The sequence below is a fragment of the Bacillus sp. XB1 genome (genome assembly GCF_053557995.1).
Genome location: NZ_JBNRIL010000005.1, coordinates 93641 through 116454, shown reverse-complemented (window position 1 = coordinate 116454; position 22814 = coordinate 93641). Strand labels below are relative to the sequence as shown.

Genomic DNA, 22814 nt, shown 5'->3' with positions numbered 1-22814 from the left:
TCCTCTCTTAAATATAATAAAGGTGTGAAAATTCACACCTTTTTCATCCCTTATTAAAGGGCAGATTCGTTCAATTCATAATCAGTAGCGGAGATACCCCCTTGATTAGAATTGAACTTTCTCCTTATTCGCTTTTAAACTCACCAATAAGCTCTTGTAATTCCTGAGAAAGCCAACTTAAAGAAGTCGCTAATTCTGCAATATCTTGTACTGATATTTCTTGCTCTTTCATGCTTTCTTCAACATTACTACTGCTGTTGGCATAAGTATTTGCAATATGTGATAATTCATTTACGACTTGAACAATATTCTGACTATTTTGTAAAATGTCACTCGAATTACCGGAAACAGCTTTTACTTGATCTGTAACAGATTGCGCTGATTTTGAGATTTTTTCAAAGAAATCTCCACTACTTTGAACAAGCGAAATTCCAGTTTCTACTTCTTTTGAACCTTTTTGCATGGAAACTACAGCATCTTCTGTCTCAGCTTGTGTTTCACCAATTAATTTCGCTATATCTTTTGCAGACGCTTCCGTTTGTTCTGCTAATTTTCGTACTTCATCAGCAACAACTGCAAACCCTCTTCCAGCTGCTCCAGCACGTGAAGCCTCAATAGAAGCATTTAAAGCTAATAAATTTGTTTGATTTGAAATACCTGTAATTACAGTTACGATATCACTAATTTCTTTTGACCTTGTTTCTAACGAATAAATGATGGAAGATAAATCTTGTACTGCATTTTGGATTAAACTCATTTGATTAATAATTTGTCCAATCACTTCATTACCTTCAATTGAATGTTGTTCCATACCTTCAGAAGCAACCGCAACTTGTTTTGCAGCCCCAGTTATTTCTTCTACCTTATCTTCCATTCCATGTACAATTCCTAAACATTGTTGTACTGAAGTTTTTTGAGACTGTGCCCCTACTCTTAAACCTTCAATAGAACTTGCAATCTCTTGAACTGCCATGCTGTTTTCCTCTGTACTCGCCGACAATTCTTGTGAAGAAGAAGAAACTTGCTCAGCAGTTTGCCTTACTTTATCTATAATCCCTTTAAATTTTTCAATCGTGTTATTGAAATAAACATTAATAATTCCAATATCATCTGGTCTTTCTTTTAATTTAATACTTAAGTCACCTTCACCAATTTTACGTAACCCTTCTCGTAAATCTTTTAATGGAGCTAGCGAGTGACGCACGATAAAGAATTGAGTAATAGTCGCAATTGCTAATGAAATAATGATGAAGAGTAAGCCCTGTATCATAAACTTCTCTTTTGTAATAGGAACAATGGAAGCATCTAAGTCAGCCGCAACAATTGCAACAATATTGTTTTCTCCATCTGTAATTGGTTCTAATATTGTCACCCACGAACCTATTTCATCTTCATATACTTCTGTCATTTGAGCCTTTTTCGTATCAATCACTTTATCGTATGCCTTCATCCAATGAGCGGGTTGTTCATAATAATCTCCCGGCTTTATAGGAAACGCATTTGTTAACTCTGTAGTCAAACCAACGAGTTGTAATTCTCGCTTTTCATTCGGCTTTGCTCCTGTAACATACGTTTGTCCAACGCTTTTCAATTCTTTTGATACTTCATCTAATTTCTCTGTTAACTTTTCTTTTTTCACTTTTTCGGCTGTAGGATCTTTCGCCATGTCTCTAACTAATTCTACATCCAGTTTTTTCAATACTATTTCTCCTGTTTCAATAGACTGCCTTTCAAATAAAGACATCATACTATTTTGAAACATGTTAAAACTTAATGCACCCATACTTCCAACAAGTGTCAAAATAACTAATACGGTTAATAAGACGTTCTTTTGAAGGAACGATAACTTATGCCAATATTTTTTCATTAATATCCACCTTCCTTAATCAACATAAACAAAAAAAACAAAATATATGAATATTTTGTTTGAAAATGTTTCTCAATATGTTCGAGAATAAAAAAAAGCCAATGTAAAAGCATTGGCCAAGACCAACCCTATCCGTCCGGTAACTGGCTAGCGTAGCCTTTCGACCTTAGCTCCTGTAGTTTTGCGTCCTCATGTTTCCATCAGTTTGCCTTTCTCGCTGAACGAGTTGAACGATATGGGAGTTCTATGAGAATTAATTTATTCTCTTTCAAAGATTACAACATATAAATCAAAATGTCTACTTATTTAGAGATATAAATACAAATTTTTAATGAATTGCTTTTTCAAAATAATTTCAAAAAGTACGTGAATGTTACTTTTTTTATGTTATATAATAAAAAATGTATAAATAACAAGGATTTCTTCGGGTATTTATTTAATTTTCATTCAAATTAAACTATTCGAATATATCTTAACTAATGAATTTCGGAGGTAGTTTATCATGTTTTGGCTACAATTTCTTACCTTGTTACTCTGTATTTTTATTGGTGCACGCCTAGGCGGAGTTGGTTTAGGAGTAATGGGTGGAGTTGGTATGGCAATACTCGTTTTTGTCTTCCACTTACAACCAACGGCGCCTCCTATCGATGTAATGCTTATGATTTTGGCAGTAATTACAGCTGCTGGTGCTTTGCAAGCCGCTGGAGGAATGGACTACCTTGTTCATCTAGCTGAAAAGGCATTACGAAAAAATCCAAAGCGTATTACTTTTTTTGCTCCAATTGTTACTTATTTATTCACACTATGTGCAGGTACTGGTCACGTTGCTTATTCTGTACTTCCTGTTATTGCAGAAGTCTCTCGCGAATCCGGAATTAGACCAGAACGACCAATGTCAATTGCCGTAATTGCTTCCCAACAAGCAATTACAGCTAGTCCTATATCAGCTGCAACAGTTGCACTTTTAGCAATGTTAGCTGACTATAAAATCACCTTATTAGATATTTTAAAAGTAAGTATCCCTTCTACTTTCATCGCTTGTATGATAGCTGCATTTGTTGCTAGTAAGATGGGAAAAGAATTAAATGAAGACCCTGAATACTTAAAACGATTAAAAGAAGGATTAATTCCTAAGCTTGAAGAGAAAAAAGAATTTGTAGGTGTAAAGGGCGCAAAATTATCAGTTATCCTTTTCCTTGTAGGAACCTTCCTTGTTGTACTTCTTGGTTCATTTGAAGCACTTCGTCCAGGATGGATAGTTGATGGGAAGTTAGCCCGTCTTTCCATGCCGAACACAATTGAGATGGTTATGTTAACTATCGCGGCTCTTATTATTATTTTCTGTAAACCAAATGTAGAAAGCATTGTATCTGGTAACGTCTTTAAAGCAGGAGCAACAGCAGTTGTTGCTATTTTCGGTATCGCTTGGATGGGAGATACTTTCTTTAATGGAAACTTAAATATGATTCAAGGATCGATTCAGCATTTAGTAACAAGTGCACCTTGGCTATTTGCTATCGCACTATTCATTCTATCTATTTTACTGTACAGCCAAGCAGCAACAGTTCGTGCCTTAATGCCACTTGGACTATCTCTTGGTATTCCACCAGCGCTACTGATTGCGATGTTCCCTGCAGTAAATGGATATTTTTTCATTCCAAACTATGGAACAATCGTTGCTGCCATTAACTTTGACCGTACTGGTACAACAGGTATCGGTAAATACGTATTAAATCATAGTTTTATGATTCCGGGCCTAATTGCAACATTTACTTCTATCGGAATTGGAATGCTCTTAATTTCAATTATGTTTTAAAGAAAAAGCACAAACCTTTATTTAAAAAGGTTTGTGCTTTTTTAATCAAATATTTGTTTAAATTTTGGGCAGTCTATTTCTTCATGTAGCACTTAAAATACTACACTTCCTTCCCTACAAACTTCTCTTTACTTCTTCAACTAATTTTCTCGTACTTTCATACGCAGATTCCGCTAAACTAATTGCTGAAATAACTGAAACACCGTCCGCACCCGCTTCTATAACTGCCGCTGTATTTTCAATTGTAATCCCACCAATACCAACGATTGGCACTGTAATTCCTTGTTCTCTAAAATAAGCTAACCCTTTCGTTCCTTGAACCGCTTTCGTATCTTTTTTCGTACTCGTTGGGAAAATAGGTCCAACGCCTAAATAATCTGCTCCATTTTCGATTGCAAAGCGTGCTTCTTCAATTGTATGAGCAGATACGCCGATAATTTTATCTCCCATTTTTTCACGAACAGATGTAATTCCTTCATCATCTTGTCCAACATGAACACCATCTGCATCTAATTCAATGGCTAATTCTACATCATCATTTACAATGAAAGGAACACTATATTCCTTACAAAGCGTCTGCAATTCTTTTGCAAAGCGCACTCTATCTTCTCCGATTAAAGAACCTTCCCCCTTCTCGCGAAACTGAAAAAGTGTCACTCCACCATCTAACGCTTCTTTCAATGCAGCTAAAGGATCCCTCGTGCAGTTATTACTTCCCATAATAAAATACACTTGCAATAGCTTAGACATTTTATCTATTTCAATGCGTGCCATTTCTTTCACTCCCTCTTACTCTAACTCCACAATCTTCCCATACTTCTCAATATCACCTGAAGTTGTATTCGCTAATTGATTTAAAAATTCAATTTGGAAACTACCAGGCCCTTTTTCTACCGCCTTAGCAGCTGCCAGTTCCGAAGCTACACCATAAAACGTTAATGCGGCTACTGCTGCTTTTACATAATCTTTTTCCACTGCTACAAATGCTCCTATTACAGAAGTTAGTAAACAACCTGTTCCCGTAACTTTCGTTAAAATAGGGTGACCATTTCGAATAACAATAGTTCTCTCTCCATCTGTAACAACATCTTCTTTTCCAGTAATGACCGCAACTGTATTTAGTTCATCTGCTGCCTGCCTTGCAATACTTACAACATTGCCATTTCCAGTACCAGCGTCTACCCCTTTAATTTCCCATTTCTCATTAATAACATTTGCTATTTCAGCCGCATTTCCGCGGATAATTGCTAAATCTATTTCGGCTGGAATATGTCTCGCAACTTCTGTTCGATACGAAGTTGCTCCTGCACCAACTGGGTCAAATAGTACTGGCACATTGTTCGCATTTGCTGATTTACCCGCGAGTAACATCGCTTCTACTTCTTCAGGACGAAGTGTCCCCATATTTAATACTAACGCTCCAGCAATGCTAGCCATTTCTGCTACTTCTTCTTTTGCATACGCCATTACAGGCGATGCTCCAAGTGCCAACAAACCGTTAGCAGTAAAATTTGTTACAACAACATTTGTAATATTATGAACGAGCGGATTAGATTCTCTCACCAAATCCACTACTTTACTAATTTCTTTCATATTCATCCTTTTCATCTCCTAACTATAATGATGGGAGATACACAAAAAGACACTTTGCGCGTACGCAAAGTGCCTGAACATGTGCTTTTACACTCTCCCTACGCTGGCATTATCCAACAGGTTCAAATGGTCAATGACGGACTAGTCATACTCTCAGTTTGCATCCACAAACTCCCATGTGCTTATTATTCATCTACTTCAAAGTCTACTCTTATTCTACTAAAATAACAAGTTCTTTACTTTTCTATTTAATATAGAAGCAACCTATATAACAATAAACATAATCAAGTGAAACTTTAATCAGTGAGTGTTTTGTTCATCCCACTAAAAACCGATCAAATATGGAGCGAAACTGAATCTCAAGAAGATGTATGCTATATTTAACTTATGGAAATTTGAAAGGATGTTTTTAATATGTCAAAAAGCGTTGTAATCGCTGAAAAACCTTCCGTTGCACGAGATATTGCTCGTGTACTGAAGTGTGATAAAAAAGGAAACGGCTATCTTGAGGGTAGTAAATATATTGTAACTTGGGCTTTAGGTCATCTCGTTACATTAGCAGATCCAGAAAGTTATGATGTGAAATATAAAAAGTGGAATTTAGAAGATTTACCGATGCTACCTGAGCGTTTGAAATTAACGGTTATTAAACAAACTGGTAAACAATTTAATGCTGTAAAAAGTCAGCTACTTCGAAAAGATGTAAATGAAATTATTGTAGCAACAGACGCTGGACGTGAAGGGGAATTAGTCGCACGCTGGATTATCGATAAAGTTAAGCTAAATAAACCAATCAAACGTTTATGGATTTCTTCTGTAACCGATAAAGCAATTAAAGATGGTTTTGCAAATTTAAAACCAGGTAAGGCATATGACAATTTATATGCTTCAGCAGTTGCACGTTCAGAAGCTGACTGGTATATCGGTCTTAATGCAACTCGTGCTTTAACGACTCGCTTTAATGCCCAGTTAAATTGCGGCCGTGTACAAACCCCTACTGTTGCTATGATTGCTAGTCGTGAGGATGAAATAAAGAACTTCAAAGCTCAAACTTACTACGGCATCGAAGCTCAAACAATGGAGAAGCTCAAACTTACTTGGCAAGATGCAAATGGCAATAGCCGTAGTTTTAATAAAGAAAAAATCGATGGTATTGTAAAAAGTTTAGATAAACAAAATGCTGCTGTTGTGGAAATTGATAAGAAACAGAAGAAGTCATTCTCTCCTGGTCTTTACGATTTAACTGAATTACAACGTGATGCAAATAAAAAGTTCGGTTACTCTGCTAAAGAAACATTAAATATTATGCAAAAATTGTATGAACAGCATAAAGTACTAACGTACCCTCGTACAGATTCACGCTACATTTCATCTGATATCGTTGGAACACTTCCAGAACGTCTAAAAGCATGTGGTGTTGGAGAATACCGTCCCTTCGCACATAAAGTATTACAAAAGCCTATCAAACCTAACAAATCATTTGTTGATGATAGTAAAGTAAGCGATCATCATGCGATTATTCCAACAGAAGGATACGTTAACTTCGCAGCATTCACAGATAAAGAACGCAAAATTTATGATTTAGTTGTAAAACGTTTCTTAGCTGTTTTATTCCCAGCATTCGAATACGAACAACTAACGTTACGCACAAAGGTCGGCAATGAAACATTCATTGCACGCGGAAAAACGATTTTACATGCTGGTTGGAAGGAAGTATACGAAAATCGATTTGAAGACGATGATGTAACTGATGACGTAAAAGAGCAGATTCTACCTCACATTGAAAAGGGCGATACATTAACTGTAAAGTTACTTATGCAAACATCAGGTCAAACGAAAGCACCTGCACGCTTTAATGAAGCAACTTTACTTTCAGCAATGGAGAATCCTACAAAATATATGGATACGCAAAATAAACAACTTGCTGATACGTTAAAATCGACTGGTGGATTAGGTACTGTAGCGACACGTGCAGATATTATCGACAAACTTTTCAATTCTTTCTTAATTGAAAAACGTGGTAAAGATATTCACATTACATCAAAAGGTCGTCAATTACTTGATTTAGTACCAGAAGAATTAAAATCACCTACACTAACTGGTGAGTGGGAACAAAAACTTGAAGCAATTGCAAAAGGAAAATTAAAGAAAGAAGTATTCATTTCGGAAATGAAGAACTATACGAAAGAAATTGTTGCTGAAATTAAATCGAGTGATAAGAAATATAAACATGACAACATTTCAACGAAGTCTTGTCCAGATTGCGGTAAACCAATGCTAGAAGTAAATGGAAAAAAGGGGAAAATGCTCGTATGCCAAGACCGTGAATGTGGTCATCGTAAAAATGTATCTCGTACAACAAATGCTCGCTGTCCGCAATGTAAAAAGAAACTAGAATTACGTGGTGAGGGTGCAGGCCAAATTTTCGCATGTAAATGTGGCTATCGCGAGAAATTATCAACATTCCAAGAGCGACGTAAAAAAGAATCTGGAAACAAAGCCGATAAACGCGACGTTCAAAAATATATGAAACAACAGAAAAAAGAAGAAGAACCATTAAATAACCCATTCGCGGAAGCATTAAAAAAATTAAAATTTGATTAAACAAAAAGGTTCCTACCTCTATCGGTAGGAACCTTTTATTTTAGTGAATGATTTTACTTCCTTTTGCATTCTCAACAAATTTTTCACTTGATTTGTTAATTGGTGTTTTCAGTAATAACGCAGCAACAATCATAACTACTACGAAAGCACTTAACACAAGTAAATCTCGCGTTACGATATCCCAAAGCATTCCACCAACTGTTTCACGAATTGCGCTAATTGCGTATGTGAATGGTAAGAACGGATAAATCGCTTGGAAGAACGCTGGTGTCATTTGGATTGGGAATGTTCCGCCCGATCCTGCTACTTGTAGTACAAGTAAAATAATCGCCATCGATTTCCCAACGTTTCCGAAAATAGAAACGAGTGAGTATACGATACAAACGAAGACTCCACCAATAAATAAACTAAATAACACAAACCAGAACTTATCGACTACGTACGTACCGAGTAAGAATATATCTCCCATCGATACGATAAACGCTTGTGAAAGACCTATCGTTAAGAATGTTAATAAACGTCCGAAGTAAATTTCATGGCTCTTATAATTCGCGCCCTCTTCGTGTACTTCTACCGTTAATAATGAAACCATTAATAATGCGCCTACCCATAATGCAAGCACTGTATAGAATGGTGACATCGCTGAACCGTAGTTCGGCATCGCAAATAATTTATTTTCTTTTAAATTTACTGGATTCGCAAAGTAATCACTTTGCTTTTCAACATCATTTTTCAATAAGCGTATAATGTCTTTTAAATCCTCTTCAGATTCAAAATCACGAATTTTATCTGCTAATTCTTTAATCTTTTTCTCAGTAGCTGGCATTTCAGCTTTAATGTCTGCTAATTTCTTTTTACCATCTACTAAACCTTTTGATGAATCTTCTAGTAATTTTTTAACATCTGGAAGCTTTTTGTCTGCCTCTTTTAAAATTTGAGATGTATTTTTAGACATCTCTTTTGTGCGAGCAATTGCTGCATTGAAATTTGGAGTGATTTCTGAGTCATATTTAGCTAAAATGTCACCAATTTGGCCCGAAACACTTTTAGACACTTGATTAATACTTTCAATAACATCAGCTGCTGGTTTTTGACCTTTATTAATAGCGTCAATTCCTTTATCAGTTAAATCCATTCCTTTTTGCAAACCATCTTTTGCTTTATTTAACTTAGAAATTGTACCATTAAGGTTTTTATCACTATTCACATCAGCTAACACTTTATTTGTACTTTCCAGAACTGGAATCATGTCATTAACTAAATTCCAACTTGCTTTGAACTGCCCATTCAAATCATTTAAGGCTACTTTTGTAGAATCTAATCCGTTAACACCTTTGTTACTTAAGTCTTCTCTTGCTTTTTCAAGCTCCGTTTTTAATCTACTGTAATCATTTACAGCTTTATCATATTTCTCTCTACCATTGTTTAATATCTCATTAGCCTTATTTATATCTTGATTTAAATTGCCTCTAAGCTGCTGTGCATTTTCTTGCGCATTTTCAGCCTTACTTTTCAGTTGCTCAGCTGTACTTACTGCTTTTTCAAAATCAGCTACAAACGTTGCATTATAATCCTTTTCAGCTTGATTTACTAAATTATTTACTGCATCTAATTTTTGATTTACAGCATCTCGCACATCTTGTTTAACTTCTTGTCCGGAACTAATTAAATCTCCTACATGCTTAACCCTATTGTTAGCATCCACCATAGAATTTTTAAGCACCGTTAAACTTTCCACTCTGTTTCCAAAGAACTGTTTACCGAATTCCGTGGAAGCTGATTCCTTGAAAGCTGTAAAGAAATCAATCAAATATGAAACACTATCGATACGCTCTTGGAGGAGCTTTGAAGCATCCTGCACATTTTTCTGTGCTATAGCTGGATCCACGCCTTTATTTTGAAGGCCATCCATAACACTCTTTACATATGCCGTTCCAACACGAGTAGAATTAAAAACAGTGTTTACAGTTTGATCAATATTTTTAGCAATATTTTTATACCCTTCACCATTCACTTGTGGTAATGCTGGAATCTCTGGTATTTGTGGAATAGTTATATTAGGTAAGACTGGTAATTTAGCTGGATCTGGCAATGTCAGATTAAAGTCAAATGCCGGATTTTTTAAGTAATCCGTAATTTTCGCTGCAGCATCCAATCCCTGCTGCATTACTGTTAAATTATTTTTAATAGTTCCCGGAGCGCGATTCAATGTTTCATCATTTCTCGCAAAGAATTTATCTAAATTCCCTAACGCTTCTTGCCCATCATTCATAACACTCTCTACAACCGGCAACTCTTTTTGCGCTACTTTCACAACATCTTCTGCTCGAGTTGCATCATCTAACGCCTTATCCATGAGTGTATTCATTTCTGGGAACTGCGCTTCTAGCTTAAAGACAAGATCTTTTACTTTTTCGATACTTGGTAAGTTTGTTTCTAAATCGATTCCAAGGTCATTGAAAATTTTAAAAATCTCACCGTTTGCTGTTTTAACAAAGTTTTTACTAATTTCTTCTGTAATACCTGATGCACCTTTTGCTGTAATCTTCGGTGCGATCGCGTTTACTTTTTCATTCACATAGTAATCCAGTTCTGGTTTTTTCGGATTTTCATCCAGAACAGTTGCGATTTTTTCAGAGAAGTCTTTTGGAATCGTAATACTTGCATAATAATCCCCACGCTCAACTCCGTAAATTGCTTGTTTTTCATCTACAAATTTCCAGCCAAGATTTTTGTTTTTCTTAAGGGAGTCTACAATCTCTTTCCCGATATTAATATCTTTCCCTCTTAAGTTAGAACCTGCATCTTGGTTAGAAACTGCAATAGGAACCTCTTTTGTATTTCCATACGGATCCCAAGAAGCTTTAATGTTAAACCATGCATATAATGATGGTAAAATCATTAATCCTAAAACAATAACAATTGCAGCCCAATGTTTGGCTACATTCCGTAAATCTGTCTTATAAATACGCCAAATTTGTTTCATAGAAGTTATCACCTAATTATATATTTTTCCTTCTTTAGAAAATGATACATGCATTTTGCAATTATATCACTTTCTACATCGTGTATTAACCAAAAACGTACTATTTTTTCCCATTAACTTTCACTTACTTCATTATATAACGAAGTGAGTCAAAGTATGAATACAAAATGACCAAATCGGTTTTACATTCAATAATAACAAATATATATGAAATGTCATAAAAAATACAAGTATTTTCTCTTGGAAATACTTGTATTCCTAAAAAAAATCCTCACAGCTTTTATTCTCTGTGAGGATTTCTTCTATTATATATCCAATTGAACCTCTACACCGAAATGATCTGAAATTACATTTCTGTTTGTACCATTAAAAATAACTTTTGAAGAATGAACTTTTTTACTTTGGTTACACAATATTAGATCGATTCGCAAATTATGTTTATTTTCATCCCAACCAGCAATCTCACCTTGGACAGTCGTTCCTTCATCCTTCTCTATTGCTAATTCATATGTGTCATACAACCCTTTTTGCATCATATACTCATAACCTTCGCCTTCCAACCGAGCATTGTTATTAAAATCCCCCATTAAGAAGGCGAGCTTATTGCTATCTACACGCTCCATCAAACGATCGACTTGACCTTCGAATAACTCTTCTTCATCATTCCACCAACCGAGATGGCAAGAGTAAAACGTTATATCCTTACCATTATAAGCAATTGTTGCACTTACAATTTTACGCGTTTTCCAATATGTTGTATCCTCGTTTTCTGAAATAAAGAACGTATCTTCTTTTATAATATTATGCTTCGTTATAATCGCTAATCCTTCTTCATACACGTCATAACCAATATGAGAGAAATCCCAAGTAATATTGTAATCTTTTACATGTAGCGCTTTTAACTCTTCTAATAGTAAAAGTCCAAAATTATCTTCTTTCTTGTTACCGCATACATTTTCAGCTTGTATGGACTGACTTACTTCTTGCAATGCGATGACATCGTACTCTTCTTCTTGAATTACTTTAGCAAGGTATTGTATCTTTTCTATTTGATTCTCTTCTTGCCAAGAATGACAGTTTAAAGTTAGCAATTTCATATTATTACGCACCTAACATATCTTGAATGTCTGACTTTAATACGTCAGCTTTCGGACCATATACCGCTTGTACACCTTTATCTTTTACAATAAGCCCTAAAGCACCATTTTGTTTCCACTGTGCTTCTGGTGCAACAACATCTAAATCTTTTACTGTTACACGTAAGCGTGTCATACAAGCATCTACGTCAGCAATATTTTCTTTTCCACCTAATAAATCGATAACTTTTGTTGCTAATGAACCGTCTTGTACATTTCCTGTTCCTTCTGATGCCTCATCTTCATTATCAATATAGTTACCTGCACGCCCTGGTGTTGGTAAATTGAATTTTTTAATTAAGAAATTGAATAGTGTAAAGTTAAGACCGAAGAACACTAATGAAACAATAACAAAGTTGATTAAGTCTCTTGTTAAACCTGCGTTAACCATCATTGGTGTACGAGTAATTAACTCAATAAATCCAAATGCATGAACACGTAAGTTAATTAAATCAGCTAGCGCGAATGCAAGTCCTGTTGTAATAGCATATACAACATATAATACTGGAGCAATAAACATGAACATGAATTCAATTGGTTCTGTTACACCTGTTAAGAATACTGCTAATGCTGCTGATAAAAACATTGGTTTATATTTTGCACGCTTTTCTTTATCCACGTTACGGAACATCGCAAATGCAATCCCCATTAACGCTGCTGTTGAGCCGATAACTTGTCCAGCTTTGAAACGAGCTGGTACAACGTTATTTAATAAATCGTTATATGCCTTCGTATCTCCATTTGCTAGTAAATTATTTAAATCTGTAATCCATGCAAGCCATAATGGATCTTGTCCTGCTACAACTTGTCCAACTTTTGAACCAGTTAACATCGTATATGTTCCGCCTAGCTCTGTATAGTTCATCGGAATCGTTAACATATGGTGTAAACCAAATGGTAATAATAAACGCTCTAACGTTCCATATACAAACGGTGCAACAACTGGTGCGCTATCTTTTGAAGCTGCAATCCAGCGACCAAATTCATTTAACCCACTTTGGATGAATGGCCATAGAAGTGATAATACAATCGCAGTAACTGTAGACCAAAGAATTACAACGAATGGTACAAATCGTTTTCCATTAAAGAATGCTAATGCCTGTGGCAGTTTATTATAGTTATAATATTTGTTATATAAAGTAGCTCCTAAGAAACCTGTGATGATCCCTACGAACACTCCCATGTTTAATGCAGGTGCACCAAGTACAGAAGTAAAGTAATCTTTTACAATTAAATCTCCCGCTATTACTGAAGAAACTTTCGCTTTTGAATCCGCTAACATTTCAGCGTTTACGCCAAATATAGCTCCTGTAATTCGGTTTGTTAAGACGAATGCTAATAGCGCTGCAAATGCACCACCCGCGCGATCTTTCGCCCAAGATCCCCCAATTGCTACTGCGAATAAGATGTGTAGATTTGTAATGATTGCCCAACCGATGTCTTCCATTACGCGAGCGATTGTATGAACTGCGTTAACATCCCCAGCAGACATACCAATTAACTTACCGATGGAAATCATTAAACCAGCTGCTGGCATTACAGCTACAACAACTAATAAAGCTTTCCCGAACTTTTGCCAAAAATCAAAAGACGTAATTTTCATCTGTTCTTCCTCCCCTTTATTTATAACAACATAATGATTTAAATTATAATTTCTGTTCCCTTTATGAAAACGATTCCTTATGTTACTTTATTTTTATCTTTACGCAACCGTTTTCATAAATCTATTTTAATAAAAGCGTTTTCACTTTGCAATAGAAATTTATTTTTTTTCATAAAAAAAGATGCTCAAAGAGCATCCTTTTTTATTATGAAATGCGATAAACCCTTGTTTCATAAGGTTTTAAAGCAATTGTTGTTACTTCTTCATGTTCCGCAACTTCATAGTTATTTAAAAGCAAACGTTTGCGTTCTAGTGCAAATGAACCCTCATTATACACAGCTTCCTCTTTTGAGATATTACTAATTACAATGACTTTTTCATCCTGTAACGTACGTGTATATGCATAAATTTGTGGATCGTCTTCTAAAAGTAAATCGTACGTACCATAGTTCAGTACATCGTGCTCTTTTTTCAGGGCAATCATTTTCTTATAGAAATTGAAAATAGACTTTTCTTCATTTTTTTGCTTTTCAACATTAATTTCTTTGTAATTTGGATTCATGCTAAACCAAGGTGTACTTGTTGTGAAACCAGCATTCATCTCATCATTCCACTGCATAGGTGTACGTGAATTATCGCGGCAAGAAGCCCATATAATCTCCATCATATCTTGATGTGGTACGCCCTCTGCAATTTTCTCGCGATATAAATTTTTAATTGCTACATCATCGTAATCTTCAATATTTGGTAACTGAACATTTGTCATACCAATTTCTTGGCCTTGATAAATAAACGGTGTACCGTGCATAAAGAAATACATCGCCCCTAGAGCTGTTGCACTTTCACGCCAATATTGTTTATCATCTCCCCATGTTGAAACGATACGTGGTTTATCGTGATTCTCAATATATAAAGCGTTCCATCCTTTATTTTCTAATCCTTTTTGCCATTTCGTTAATACTTTTTTCAATCCTACAATATCAAGGTCTTTCTTCTTCTCTGCATCCCATAAACTTAAATGTTCAAATTGGAATACCATATTGAACTTACCTTGCTCTTCTCCAACCCATAGCTCAGCATCTTCAATCTTAACGCCATTTGCTTCACCAACAGTCATAATATCGTACTTAGAGAATGTATTTTCTTTTAGCTCTTCTAATAAAGGTTGAATACCTTTCACATTCATATGTTTATCAAAAGATGGCACATATTTTAACTCTTTTGGATTTGGCATATCCTTAAGGCCTTCTTCTTTTTTAATATGACTGATCGCATCAACGCGGAAACCATCAATACCTTTATCAAGCCACCAATTGACCGTATCATATAGTACTTCGCGAACTTCTTTATTCTCCCAGTTCAAATCTGGTTGTTTACGTGAGAATAGATGTAAATAATATTGTTCTGTTTCTTCATCATATTCCCATGCCGAACCATTAAAAATACTTTCCCAGTTGTTTGGCTCCGCACCATCTTTACCATCATGCCAAATATACCAATCACGCTTCGGATTATCTTTAGATGAACGTGATTCAATAAACCATGGATGTTCATCACTCGTATGATTAATAACTAAATCAATAATAAGCTTCATATCACGCTTATGAACTTCATCTAGTAAAGCATCAAAGTCTGCCATTGTACCAAACTCATCCATAATATCTTGATAATCACTAATATCATAACCATTATCATCATTAGGCGACTTATACATTGGACAAATCCAAATTACATCTATACCTAAATCTTTTAAATAATCCAGTTTTGCAATAATACCTTGTAAATCTCCAATACCATCACCATTTGAATCCATAAAGCTTCGTGGATAAATTTGATAAGCAACCGCTTCTTTCCACCATGTCTTATTCATAGTCATTCTCTCCTTTTGCATCCCATCGGAATTTTATGCAAACGTTTTCGTAACACTATCATAACAAAATATGAACAGTTTGCAACTGTTTTCATTGAACTCTATGTAGATTCTTTATTCTTATGCTTTATTTATTTCTCACAAAGGTAAATCTCATTCTTCACCTCTTCTTGAAACTGGTAGCCCCTCTCTCTTTATAGAAGAAGTTCCTTATATAAAGGCTGTTGAATTTTTTAATAGCGGTAACATCCCTGAAAATTTCAAGCGCTCTGGTTCCTATGTCTATAAACCTATTCCCCTTAAAGGCATTCAAATCATGCAATACTTTCTTTCTCATGCACCGAATAAAGATGCTAGTATTTGGCATCAATCGCTCATAGGTGCTGTTGAAAATATTTCGCCGAATAAAACGGCTTATTTTCATCGTAAAGCAATTATTGCTCAAGAATACATTACCTCTTGGAAATGCGATGATGAAGAAAATCGAAATATACGCTGGGTTAAAGGTTTACGAGAAAGCTTAGATCCTTATACACTAGGTGACTATGTGAACTGGCCCGATATCGACATTAAAAATTGGCAAACTAGTTATTATGGCTCTAACTTTCACAGATTACGTAAAGTAAAAACCATGTATGATCCTTGTGATGTTTTTCATTTCCAACAAAGTATTCCTCCTTTTCATACGTGAAAAAAGGGGATAACATAAAAAAATCATCCAATATACCGTTACCTCGCAGTATGTTGGATGATTCAAGTTGATTTTCTATATCGTTTCAAATTCTTGCTCCTACTCATAAACTTTTACTTACAGATTAATTGTATTTCGTATCATTTTCATGCAATGAATGTAATTTAATATTTGGTACTTTATCTTTTTCAATACCTCTATTATAAGAAACAGGAACTTGAAATTCGAATTGCTTTGTCTCATGTTTTTGTAAATAGACTGGTTTCGGTACTGGATAGCTTTTTGAATTCTCGTTTGCATTATCGTATAAAACAACTTTTAATGCTTGTGAATGATTACGATAATTTTTTAAAGTAACAATGCACTTCGGTTGGATATTCTCTCCATTTTTCTCCATTCTACACTGGCTATCTTCTTTTTTATATTCTATTGCTTCTACCCCTGTTTTTCCTGCGTAGTACCATGTTTTATTCAATGTCTGGAGGATTGTATTTAAAATAAACGGCATCATTACAATCAAAATACTAATGCCTACTACTTTTATCTTATTCGTTTTTCTAAATGTACTAGACTCCTTTTTTCCTAGCCATTTTAAAAATAATATAAATGCAATTACATGTAGTATGAAAGAAACAATCAATATATTTGAGACTTTATAATCCATATAAACATACGTATGTATCGGAACCTTATAGACATTGAATAGTTTTTCCCCAATTAATTCATTATCATTTGGAATTTTTAATAATAACAAAACCCCTATACTGTAACAAATAGCTACTAATCGATCATACTCAATACGAATCATTCTTTCTCCCCTTCACTTTGTATTTTATTATCGATTTTAGCTATTATTACCATACTATACAATCTTTTTATAGAGGATAACGTAAAAAAGTTCCTTATAAATATATAAAGAACCTTATTAATATACACTATGAATTAAAAAATCAATATACAATTTTCACATTGAAATTTCTTCAAAATATGTTGGATCATGTATTGTAATTTTTTTATCTAAAATTGTAACAATGCTATCATTTTTTAATTGTTTTAATACGCTGCTAACTGTCTCTCGAGATGTTCCAGATATTTTGGATATTTCAATTGTTGTAAGTGGACATGAAATTACAATCTTTTCCCCACTCTGTTCTCCTAAATCCTGCATTAAATAATTTAACGTTTGGATAACACGATCTTGTGCATTAGGAATTGTAATATTTTGCACTCGATTTTCGTTCAATTTTAATATAGATGATAATTGCTGAACAACGTACATCAATTGCGCTCTGCTGGATTTTACCATATCTTCAAAGATTACCGTTGGAATATAATATACCTCCACATCCGTCATTGCTTCTGCTGTATAGTTATATCCTCTGTCTGTAAACATGCCACCATAAGGAAAAATAGAATATCGCTTTACATAGTCATCGTATAATAAGTTCCCATTTTGATTAACCCGCTCTAACTTTACAAAACCATCTAACATGAAGTAGATTCTTTCCCTTGAATCTCCTTCTAAAAATAAAAATTGACCTTTTTTATAAGTTCGCCAATAAACAAACTCTGTTAAGCCTTTCAATTTTTTTTCTGTTAAATGAGCAAATAATTCGAACTGCTTTAAGTCCTTAACTACGTTCCGTCTATTCATAAAATTCCCTCTCTCTTGCTGTATGTTGGAGCGAAAAATCAAGAAAGCGTATTCAATTTGAATTTTATCATAATTAACTTACATATTCAGATTTCATCATGAAAACTTTATGAACAATGAGTACAAAAAATATTAATAAATAAAAAGAATGAAGTTACTAACTCCATTCTTTTTTACTACTAAGTAGCGTACATAAGAATTTAAACATATATGCATACATTCTGTTTTGAAATAATAGTACCAGCTTTTTCTTCTAGTGCTTCATATACTTTTTCTAAAGACGTAATAATTGTTTTTCTTTTTGGATTTGTATTAACAAAATTAATAGCAGCTTCAATTTTTGGAAGCATGCTTCCCGCAGCGAATTGTTGTTCTTCAATATATTCTTCTAATTGATTCACTGTGACATGCTCTAATTTTTTTTGATTCGGTTGATTATAATTTACATACACATGATCAACTGCAGTTAAAATAACGAGCGTATCGGCATCTACTAATTCTGCTAATTTCTGTGCAGCGAAATCTTTATCGATAACCGCTTCAGTTCCTTTTAACCCTTCTTCGGAATCAATTACTGGAATTCCACCTCCGCCAACAGCTATCACTATATTTCCATCTTCGACCAAAGAATTAATCACTTTATGTTCATGAATACTTACAGGCTTCGGTGATGGAACAACACGTCTCCATCCTCTACCAGCATCTTCTTTAAACACTGCTTTTGTTTCATCCATTAATCTTCTGGCCTCTTCTTCTGTATAAAAAGGACCGATTGGTTTAGTTGGATTTTTAAATGCCTCATCTTTTTTATCCACAACAACGCGTGTTATAACCGTTGCTACGTCTTTTTTTATATTCCGTTTTTTCAATGCCTTTTCAATCGCATTTTCCATCCAATATCCAATCATTCCTTGGCTCATTGCCCCACAAGTATCTAATGGCATTGCAGGTGTCTTTTCCGTTTCTGCAGCTTTTTGCTGTAATAAAATATTCCCCACTTGTGGGCCATTTCCATGCGCAATTACTATATCCACATCATTTTCCATTATTTTCACAAGTTGTTCTGCCGTTTTTTCCAACGCTTCTTGCTGCGCTCCCGCAGTAGCTTCTCCAGACTGTATCGCATTTCCCCCTAGTGCAACTACAATTTTTCTTCGTGCCATATTCCAGCCCTCCAGTTGATTTCGCTTTCACAGCGCTTTATAAAGTAATACTGCCTGTAATTAATCCATAAATCGCAAAGAATGCTAAAGCACCAATTGCTACGGATGATGCTAATTCCACTCGAGTAAATATTTGCTTCGAACTCTTTTGCTTTTGAACATTGTAAAAAATAAAAATACCTGGCGCATATAAAGTCATTGTTAATAATAAATATTCTAAACCAGCTGCATAAACTAGCCACACGCCATAAATACTGGCTATCAAGCCAATTATTATATTTTTATTTCGATCTGCTTCTTCAGACTTTAAGCTATGCTTCAGTTGATAAAACGCTGAAAAAGCATATGGGATTAAAATAGCTGAAGATGCTAAAGAGAATGCAAAGTTATACGCCTGATCAGAAACGACGAATGTTAACAAGAACATTTGTATTAAACCATTTGTTATCCATAATGAATTTACTGGAGCCTTATTTTTATTTTCTTTTGCAAACCATTTTGGAAATACTCCATCTTTAGCCGCTAAATATGGAATTTCAGAAGCGAGCAAAGTCCAACCTAACCAAGCACCTAATACAGAGATGACCAAACCTAAATTAATAAAAATAGCACCCCATTTTCCAACAACACTTTCAAATAAATAAGCCATAGCCGGATTTTTCAAACCTGCAATATCTGCTTGCTGCATAAGTCCAAGAGACAATAATGTGATTAAAATGTAAATGATGAGTGTACCAATTAAGCCAATAACGGTTGCTTTCCCTACATCACTTCTATTTTTTGCTCGACTGGATAAAACAACAGCCCCTTCTACCCCAATAAATACCCATAAAGTTACAAGCATTGTACTTTTAACTTGGCTGCCAACTGCTCCCCATGAAAAAGAACCAGCTTGCCCCCAAAATCCATCTAAGAACGTATCAATATGAAACGCGAAGATTCCTATGAAAATAAATACAAATACAGGTACTAATTTTGCGATTGTAGTTACTAAATTCACAAGGGCTGCTGATTGAACTCCACGTAAAATTAACATGTGAACACACCATAATAATACGCTTGCACCAATAATGGATTCTACATTTTGACCGCCTTCAAAGATCGGGAAGAAATATCCTAATGAAGAAAACAATAATGTACCGTAAGCTACATTTCCAAGCCAAGCAGATAGCCAGTATCCCCACGCACTATTAAACCCCATAAAATTACCAAACCCTGCTTTTGCATAGCTAAAAATACCACCATCTAAATCTGGCCGTTTTACAGTTAGATTTTGAAAAGATAATCCAAGTGCAATCATCCCAATTCCTGTTATAACCCAGCCAATAATAATGGCTCCAGCACCAGCACCTTTTGCCATATCACTCGCTAAATTAAAGGCTCCACCGCCAATCATAGACCCAACTACAAGAGCCGTTAGTGTAAACAACCCTAATTTCTTATCTTCACCCATTCCACTCACCTCTCTTAAATTGCAATAACAATACAAAAGTAATAGTGAATGATCGTGTCTAAAGGAGGAGAAAGAAGAAAGGAAGACTCCCTTTCTTCTTTACTCCATATTTCCTAAAGTAGCTGCCATAACCGCTTTAATTGTATGCATTCTATTTTCAGCTTGATCAAATACTTTTGAATGTTTACTGCGGAATACTTCGTCAGTTACCTCCATTTCTTTCAACCCATATTTCTCATAAACTTCTTCGCCATACATCGTTTCAACATCATGAAATGCAGGTAAACAATGTAAGAAAATCACGTTTTCATTCCCTGTTGCTTTAATCATTTTCATATTTACTTGATAAGGTTTCAATAACTCGACACGTTCAGCAAATTTTTCTTCTTCCCCCATAGACACCCATACATCTGTATAAATTACATCTGCATTCGCAACAGCTTCTTCCACATTACTTGTTATCATTACCTGTTCATTATATTTTTTTGCTAAATCAATTACTTCTTGTGCAGGCCATAAAGATTCCGGTGTACAAATACGTACATCCATTCCAACGATTGCTCCACCAACTAGTAAGCTATTAGCAACATTATTTCGTCCATCGCCAACGTAAACGAGCTTCACATTTTTCAATTTCCCTATATGTTCTCTAATTGTTAATAAATCTGCTAGTGTTTGTGTTGGATGCCACATATCTGTTAATCCATTCCAAACTGGCACACCAGAATTTTGTGCTAAAGATTCTACGGTTTCATGATTAAATCCACGAAACTCAATTCCGTCAAACATACGCCCTAACACTTTTGCTGTATCCTCTACAGATTCTTTTTTCCCAAGTTGAATATCACCTTTCCCTAAATATTCAGGATTTGCTCCTAAATCTGTACATGCTACTGTAAATGCACAACGTGTACGAGTAGAAGTTTTTTCAAATAAGAGCGCTACATTTTTACCTTCTAAATAATGATGCGGAATACCATTTTTCTTTTTCTCTTTTAATTCTGCTGCCAAATCTAGAAAATATAATAATTCTTCTTGTGTAAAATCTTTTTCTGCTAGAAAGCTTCTTCCTTTTAAATTTGGTCTAGTCATTAACATAATTCATCCCTACTTTCTCCGTTATTTATACTAAATATCTTTACGAACAATTGGCATACTCATGCAACGTGGACCCCCACGACCACGAGATAATTCCGAACTTAGAACCTCAATCACTTCTATACCGTGTTCCCGTAATAACGTATTAGATACATAGTTGCGATCATATGTAACAACTACACCTGGCGCGATTGCTAATGTGTTCGAGCCATCATTCCATTGTTCACGAGCAGAAGCAATTACATCTCCTCCTCCACATGGAATAAGAACTAATTCACTTAAGCCTAATACCTCTTTTAATGCTTCCATTAAAGAAGTACGATGTGTAATTTTAAGAGTTTCCTCATCTGATCCTTTTTCTAAAATATAAATATTCATATTCCCTTTTGGCCCTTGAATGGCTGGATGAATTGTAAACTTGTCATAATCAACCATTGTAAATACTGTATCTAAATGCATAAATGCTCGACATTTTGGAATTTCTATTGCTAACACTTTCTTAATTTTATTTTGTCGGCTAAAGAGATTTTTAGCTAAACGTTCAATTGCTTTAGCTGAAGTACGAGCAGATACTCCAATCGCAATTGTTTCTTCATTTAAAATTAGCTCGTCGCCACCTTCAATTGGAAATTTATAATCACGATCTAACCAGATTGGTACATTATGTTTTGCAAATCTTGGATGATATTTAATGATGTACTCCATGAATAATGATTCACGTCTACGCGCTGGTTCTCTCATCTTATTTATCGTTAAGCCATCGCCCACGCTAGCTGCTGGATCACGAGTAAAATATAAATTAGGCATTGGATCTAAGTAAAACGGATAGTGATCTTCCATTAATTCATATAAATGTGTCTTCTTACTTGTTTCAATTTCGTTTTTCCGTACACCGCCCATAATTTTTTGAATTAATTCTTCATTTGAAAAGGAAAGTAAATATTCTTTTAAAGTTTGATGTGCAACATTTACGTCGGCCTGTCCTTCTTTTAAAATACGATCAACAAATTCTTCTCGAAGTTTTTTATCTACTAACGCCTCAGCGGCTAGTTTTTCTAAATAAAGAACTTCAACACCCCGATTGCGTAACGTTTGTGCAAAATAATCATGCTCTTTTTGAATAATTGGTAAGTATGGAATATCGTCAAATAATAATTGCTGCAAATAATCTGGCGTCAAGTTTTCCACTTCTTTACCCGGTCGTTTTAATAAAACCGTTTGTAATTCCCCAATTTCTGAAGTAACATGTATCGGATGTTTCATTTGTTGTACCTCCTTTT

Annotated in this window: 15 protein-coding genes, 1 pseudogene and 2 riboswitches; of the genes and pseudogenes, 3 read left to right on the top strand and 13 right to left on the bottom strand. The window is 34.8% G+C overall.

Annotated features, from left to right (window positions below; all coding sequences use genetic code 11):
* Positions 1 to 124 precede the first annotated feature (124 nt).
* Positions 125 to 1867, bottom strand: coding sequence for a methyl-accepting chemotaxis protein (locus ACK1U5_RS24670; RefSeq protein WP_000761084.1), 1743 nt, complete (start codon positions 1865 to 1867; stop codon positions 125 to 127).
* Positions 1868 to 2002: 135 nt separating this feature from the next.
* Positions 2003 to 2087: riboswitch (cyclic di-GMP riboswitch) on the bottom strand.
* A 282-nt stretch (positions 2088 to 2369) separates the two neighbouring features.
* On the opposite strand from ACK1U5_RS24670, the gene ACK1U5_RS24665 reads away from it, so the two are divergent.
* Positions 2370 to 3683: an anaerobic C4-dicarboxylate transporter family protein gene (locus tag ACK1U5_RS24665; protein WP_000498691.1), complete on the top strand. Its 1314-nt coding sequence runs from the start codon at positions 2370 to 2372 to the stop codon at positions 3681 to 3683.
* Between the two features lie 114 nt (positions 3684 to 3797).
* On the opposite strand, the gene thiE is transcribed toward ACK1U5_RS24665, so the two are convergent.
* A complete protein-coding gene (gene thiE, locus ACK1U5_RS24660; RefSeq protein WP_065704944.1) occupies positions 3798 to 4457 on the bottom strand; it encodes a thiamine phosphate synthase in 660 nt (219 codons plus the stop codon).
* Positions 4458 to 4472: 15 nt separating this feature from the next.
* Positions 4473 to 5282, bottom strand: coding sequence for a hydroxyethylthiazole kinase (gene thiM, locus ACK1U5_RS24655; protein ID WP_001056095.1), 810 nt, complete (start codon positions 5280 to 5282; stop codon positions 4473 to 4475).
* A 72-nt stretch (positions 5283 to 5354) separates the two neighbouring features.
* Positions 5355 to 5464: riboswitch (TPP riboswitch) on the bottom strand.
* A 226-nt stretch (positions 5465 to 5690) separates the two neighbouring features.
* On the opposite strand from thiM, the gene topB reads away from it, so the two are divergent.
* Positions 5691 to 7880: a DNA topoisomerase III gene (gene topB, locus ACK1U5_RS24650; RefSeq protein ID WP_065704946.1), complete on the top strand. Its 2190-nt coding sequence runs from the start codon at positions 5691 to 5693 to the stop codon at positions 7878 to 7880.
* A gap of 40 nt (positions 7881 to 7920) precedes the next feature.
* Here the strand turns inward: topB and ACK1U5_RS24645 are convergent, their stop codons facing one another.
* The 4 genes from ACK1U5_RS24645 to ACK1U5_RS24630 all read right to left on the bottom strand — a co-directional run bounded on the left by ACK1U5_RS24645 (position 7921) and on the right by ACK1U5_RS24630 (position 15475).
* On the bottom strand, positions 7921 to 10866 hold the full coding sequence (locus ACK1U5_RS24645; protein ID WP_048567383.1) for a YhgE/Pip domain-containing protein: 2946 nt from the start codon (positions 10864 to 10866) through the stop codon (positions 7921 to 7923).
* Positions 10867 to 11171: 305 nt separating this feature from the next.
* Positions 11172 to 11963, bottom strand: a complete 792-nt coding sequence (locus ACK1U5_RS24640) for an endonuclease/exonuclease/phosphatase family protein (protein ID WP_000771984.1) — start codon at positions 11961 to 11963, stop codon at positions 11172 to 11174.
* A 4-nt stretch (positions 11964 to 11967) separates the two neighbouring features.
* Positions 11968 to 13605: a PTS transporter subunit IIBC gene (locus ACK1U5_RS24635; protein ID WP_000705560.1), complete on the bottom strand. Its 1638-nt coding sequence runs from the start codon at positions 13603 to 13605 to the stop codon at positions 11968 to 11970.
* A gap of 205 nt (positions 13606 to 13810) precedes the next feature.
* Complete coding sequence (locus ACK1U5_RS24630; protein ID WP_070758049.1) at positions 13811 to 15475, bottom strand: glycoside hydrolase family 13 protein; 1665 nt, start codon at positions 15473 to 15475, stop codon at positions 13811 to 13813.
* A gap of 154 nt (positions 15476 to 15629) precedes the next feature.
* Between ACK1U5_RS24630 and ACK1U5_RS24625 the strand changes: the two are divergent.
* Positions 15630 to 16166 (top strand): annotated as a pseudogene (locus ACK1U5_RS24625) (BBE domain-containing protein); the annotation flags it as partial.
* 124 nt (positions 16167 to 16290) lie between these two features.
* Here the strand turns inward: ACK1U5_RS24625 and ACK1U5_RS24620 are convergent.
* The 6 genes from ACK1U5_RS24620 to arcA form a co-directional block, all read right to left on the bottom strand.
* Positions 16291 to 16974, bottom strand: coding sequence for a hypothetical protein (locus ACK1U5_RS24620; protein WP_000619194.1), 684 nt, complete (start codon positions 16972 to 16974; stop codon positions 16291 to 16293).
* Positions 16975 to 17130: 156 nt separating this feature from the next.
* Positions 17131 to 17820: a Crp/Fnr family transcriptional regulator gene (locus ACK1U5_RS24615; protein WP_448814842.1), complete on the bottom strand. Its 690-nt coding sequence runs from the start codon at positions 17818 to 17820 to the stop codon at positions 17131 to 17133.
* Between the two features lie 200 nt (positions 17821 to 18020).
* Entirely contained in the window at positions 18021 to 18983 is a 963-nt protein-coding gene (arcC, locus tag ACK1U5_RS24610) for a carbamate kinase (protein WP_000113947.1), read from the bottom strand.
* Positions 18984 to 19020: 37 nt separating this feature from the next.
* Positions 19021 to 20436: an arginine-ornithine antiporter gene (gene arcD, locus ACK1U5_RS24605; protein ID WP_069604871.1), complete on the bottom strand. Its 1416-nt coding sequence runs from the start codon at positions 20434 to 20436 to the stop codon at positions 19021 to 19023.
* Positions 20437 to 20535: 99 nt separating this feature from the next.
* On the bottom strand, positions 20536 to 21534 hold the full coding sequence (gene argF, locus ACK1U5_RS24600; protein ID WP_000930289.1) for an ornithine carbamoyltransferase: 999 nt from the start codon (positions 21532 to 21534) through the stop codon (positions 20536 to 20538).
* A 30-nt stretch (positions 21535 to 21564) separates the two neighbouring features.
* Entirely contained in the window at positions 21565 to 22797 is a 1233-nt protein-coding gene (gene arcA, locus ACK1U5_RS24595; RefSeq protein WP_000682331.1) for an arginine deiminase, read from the bottom strand.
* Positions 22798 to 22814: the final 17 nt, after the last annotated feature.

Coding starts and splice junctions, on each gene's coding strand:
- ACK1U5_RS24670 (WP_000761084.1), bottom strand. CDS start 1,867: ATGAAAAAATATTGGCATAAGTTATCGTTCCTTCAAAAGAACGTCTTA.
- ACK1U5_RS24665 (WP_000498691.1), top strand. CDS start 2,370: ATGTTTTGGCTACAATTTCTTACCTTGTTACTCTGTATTTTTATTGGT.
- thiE (WP_065704944.1), bottom strand. CDS start 4,457: ATGGCACGCATTGAAATAGATAAAATGTCTAAGCTATTGCAAGTGTAT.
- thiM (WP_001056095.1), bottom strand. CDS start 5,282: ATGAATATGAAAGAAATTAGTAAAGTAGTGGATTTGGTGAGAGAATCT.
- topB (WP_065704946.1), top strand. CDS start 5,691: ATGTCAAAAAGCGTTGTAATCGCTGAAAAACCTTCCGTTGCACGAGAT.
- ACK1U5_RS24645 (WP_048567383.1), bottom strand. CDS start 10,866: ATGAAACAAATTTGGCGTATTTATAAGACAGATTTACGGAATGTAGCC.
- ACK1U5_RS24640 (WP_000771984.1), bottom strand. CDS start 11,963: ATGAAATTGCTAACTTTAAACTGTCATTCTTGGCAAGAAGAGAATCAA.
- ACK1U5_RS24635 (WP_000705560.1), bottom strand. CDS start 13,605: ATGAAAATTACGTCTTTTGATTTTTGGCAAAAGTTCGGGAAAGCTTTA.
- ACK1U5_RS24630 (WP_070758049.1), bottom strand. CDS start 15,475: ATGAATAAGACATGGTGGAAAGAAGCGGTTGCTTATCAAATTTATCCA.
- ACK1U5_RS24620 (WP_000619194.1), bottom strand. CDS start 16,974: ATGATTCGTATTGAGTATGATCGATTAGTAGCTATTTGTTACAGTATA.
- ACK1U5_RS24615 (WP_448814842.1), bottom strand. CDS start 17,820: ATGAATAGACGGAACGTAGTTAAGGACTTAAAGCAGTTCGAATTATTT.
- arcC (WP_000113947.1), bottom strand. CDS start 18,983: ATGGCACGAAGAAAAATTGTAGTTGCACTAGGGGGAAATGCGATACAG.
- arcD (WP_069604871.1), bottom strand. CDS start 20,436: ATGGGTGAAGATAAGAAATTAGGGTTGTTTACACTAACGGCTCTTGTA.
- argF (WP_000930289.1), bottom strand. CDS start 21,534: ATGTTAATGACTAGACCAAATTTAAAAGGAAGAAGCTTTCTAGCAGAA.
- arcA (WP_000682331.1), bottom strand. CDS start 22,797: ATGAAACATCCGATACATGTTACTTCAGAAATTGGGGAATTACAAACG.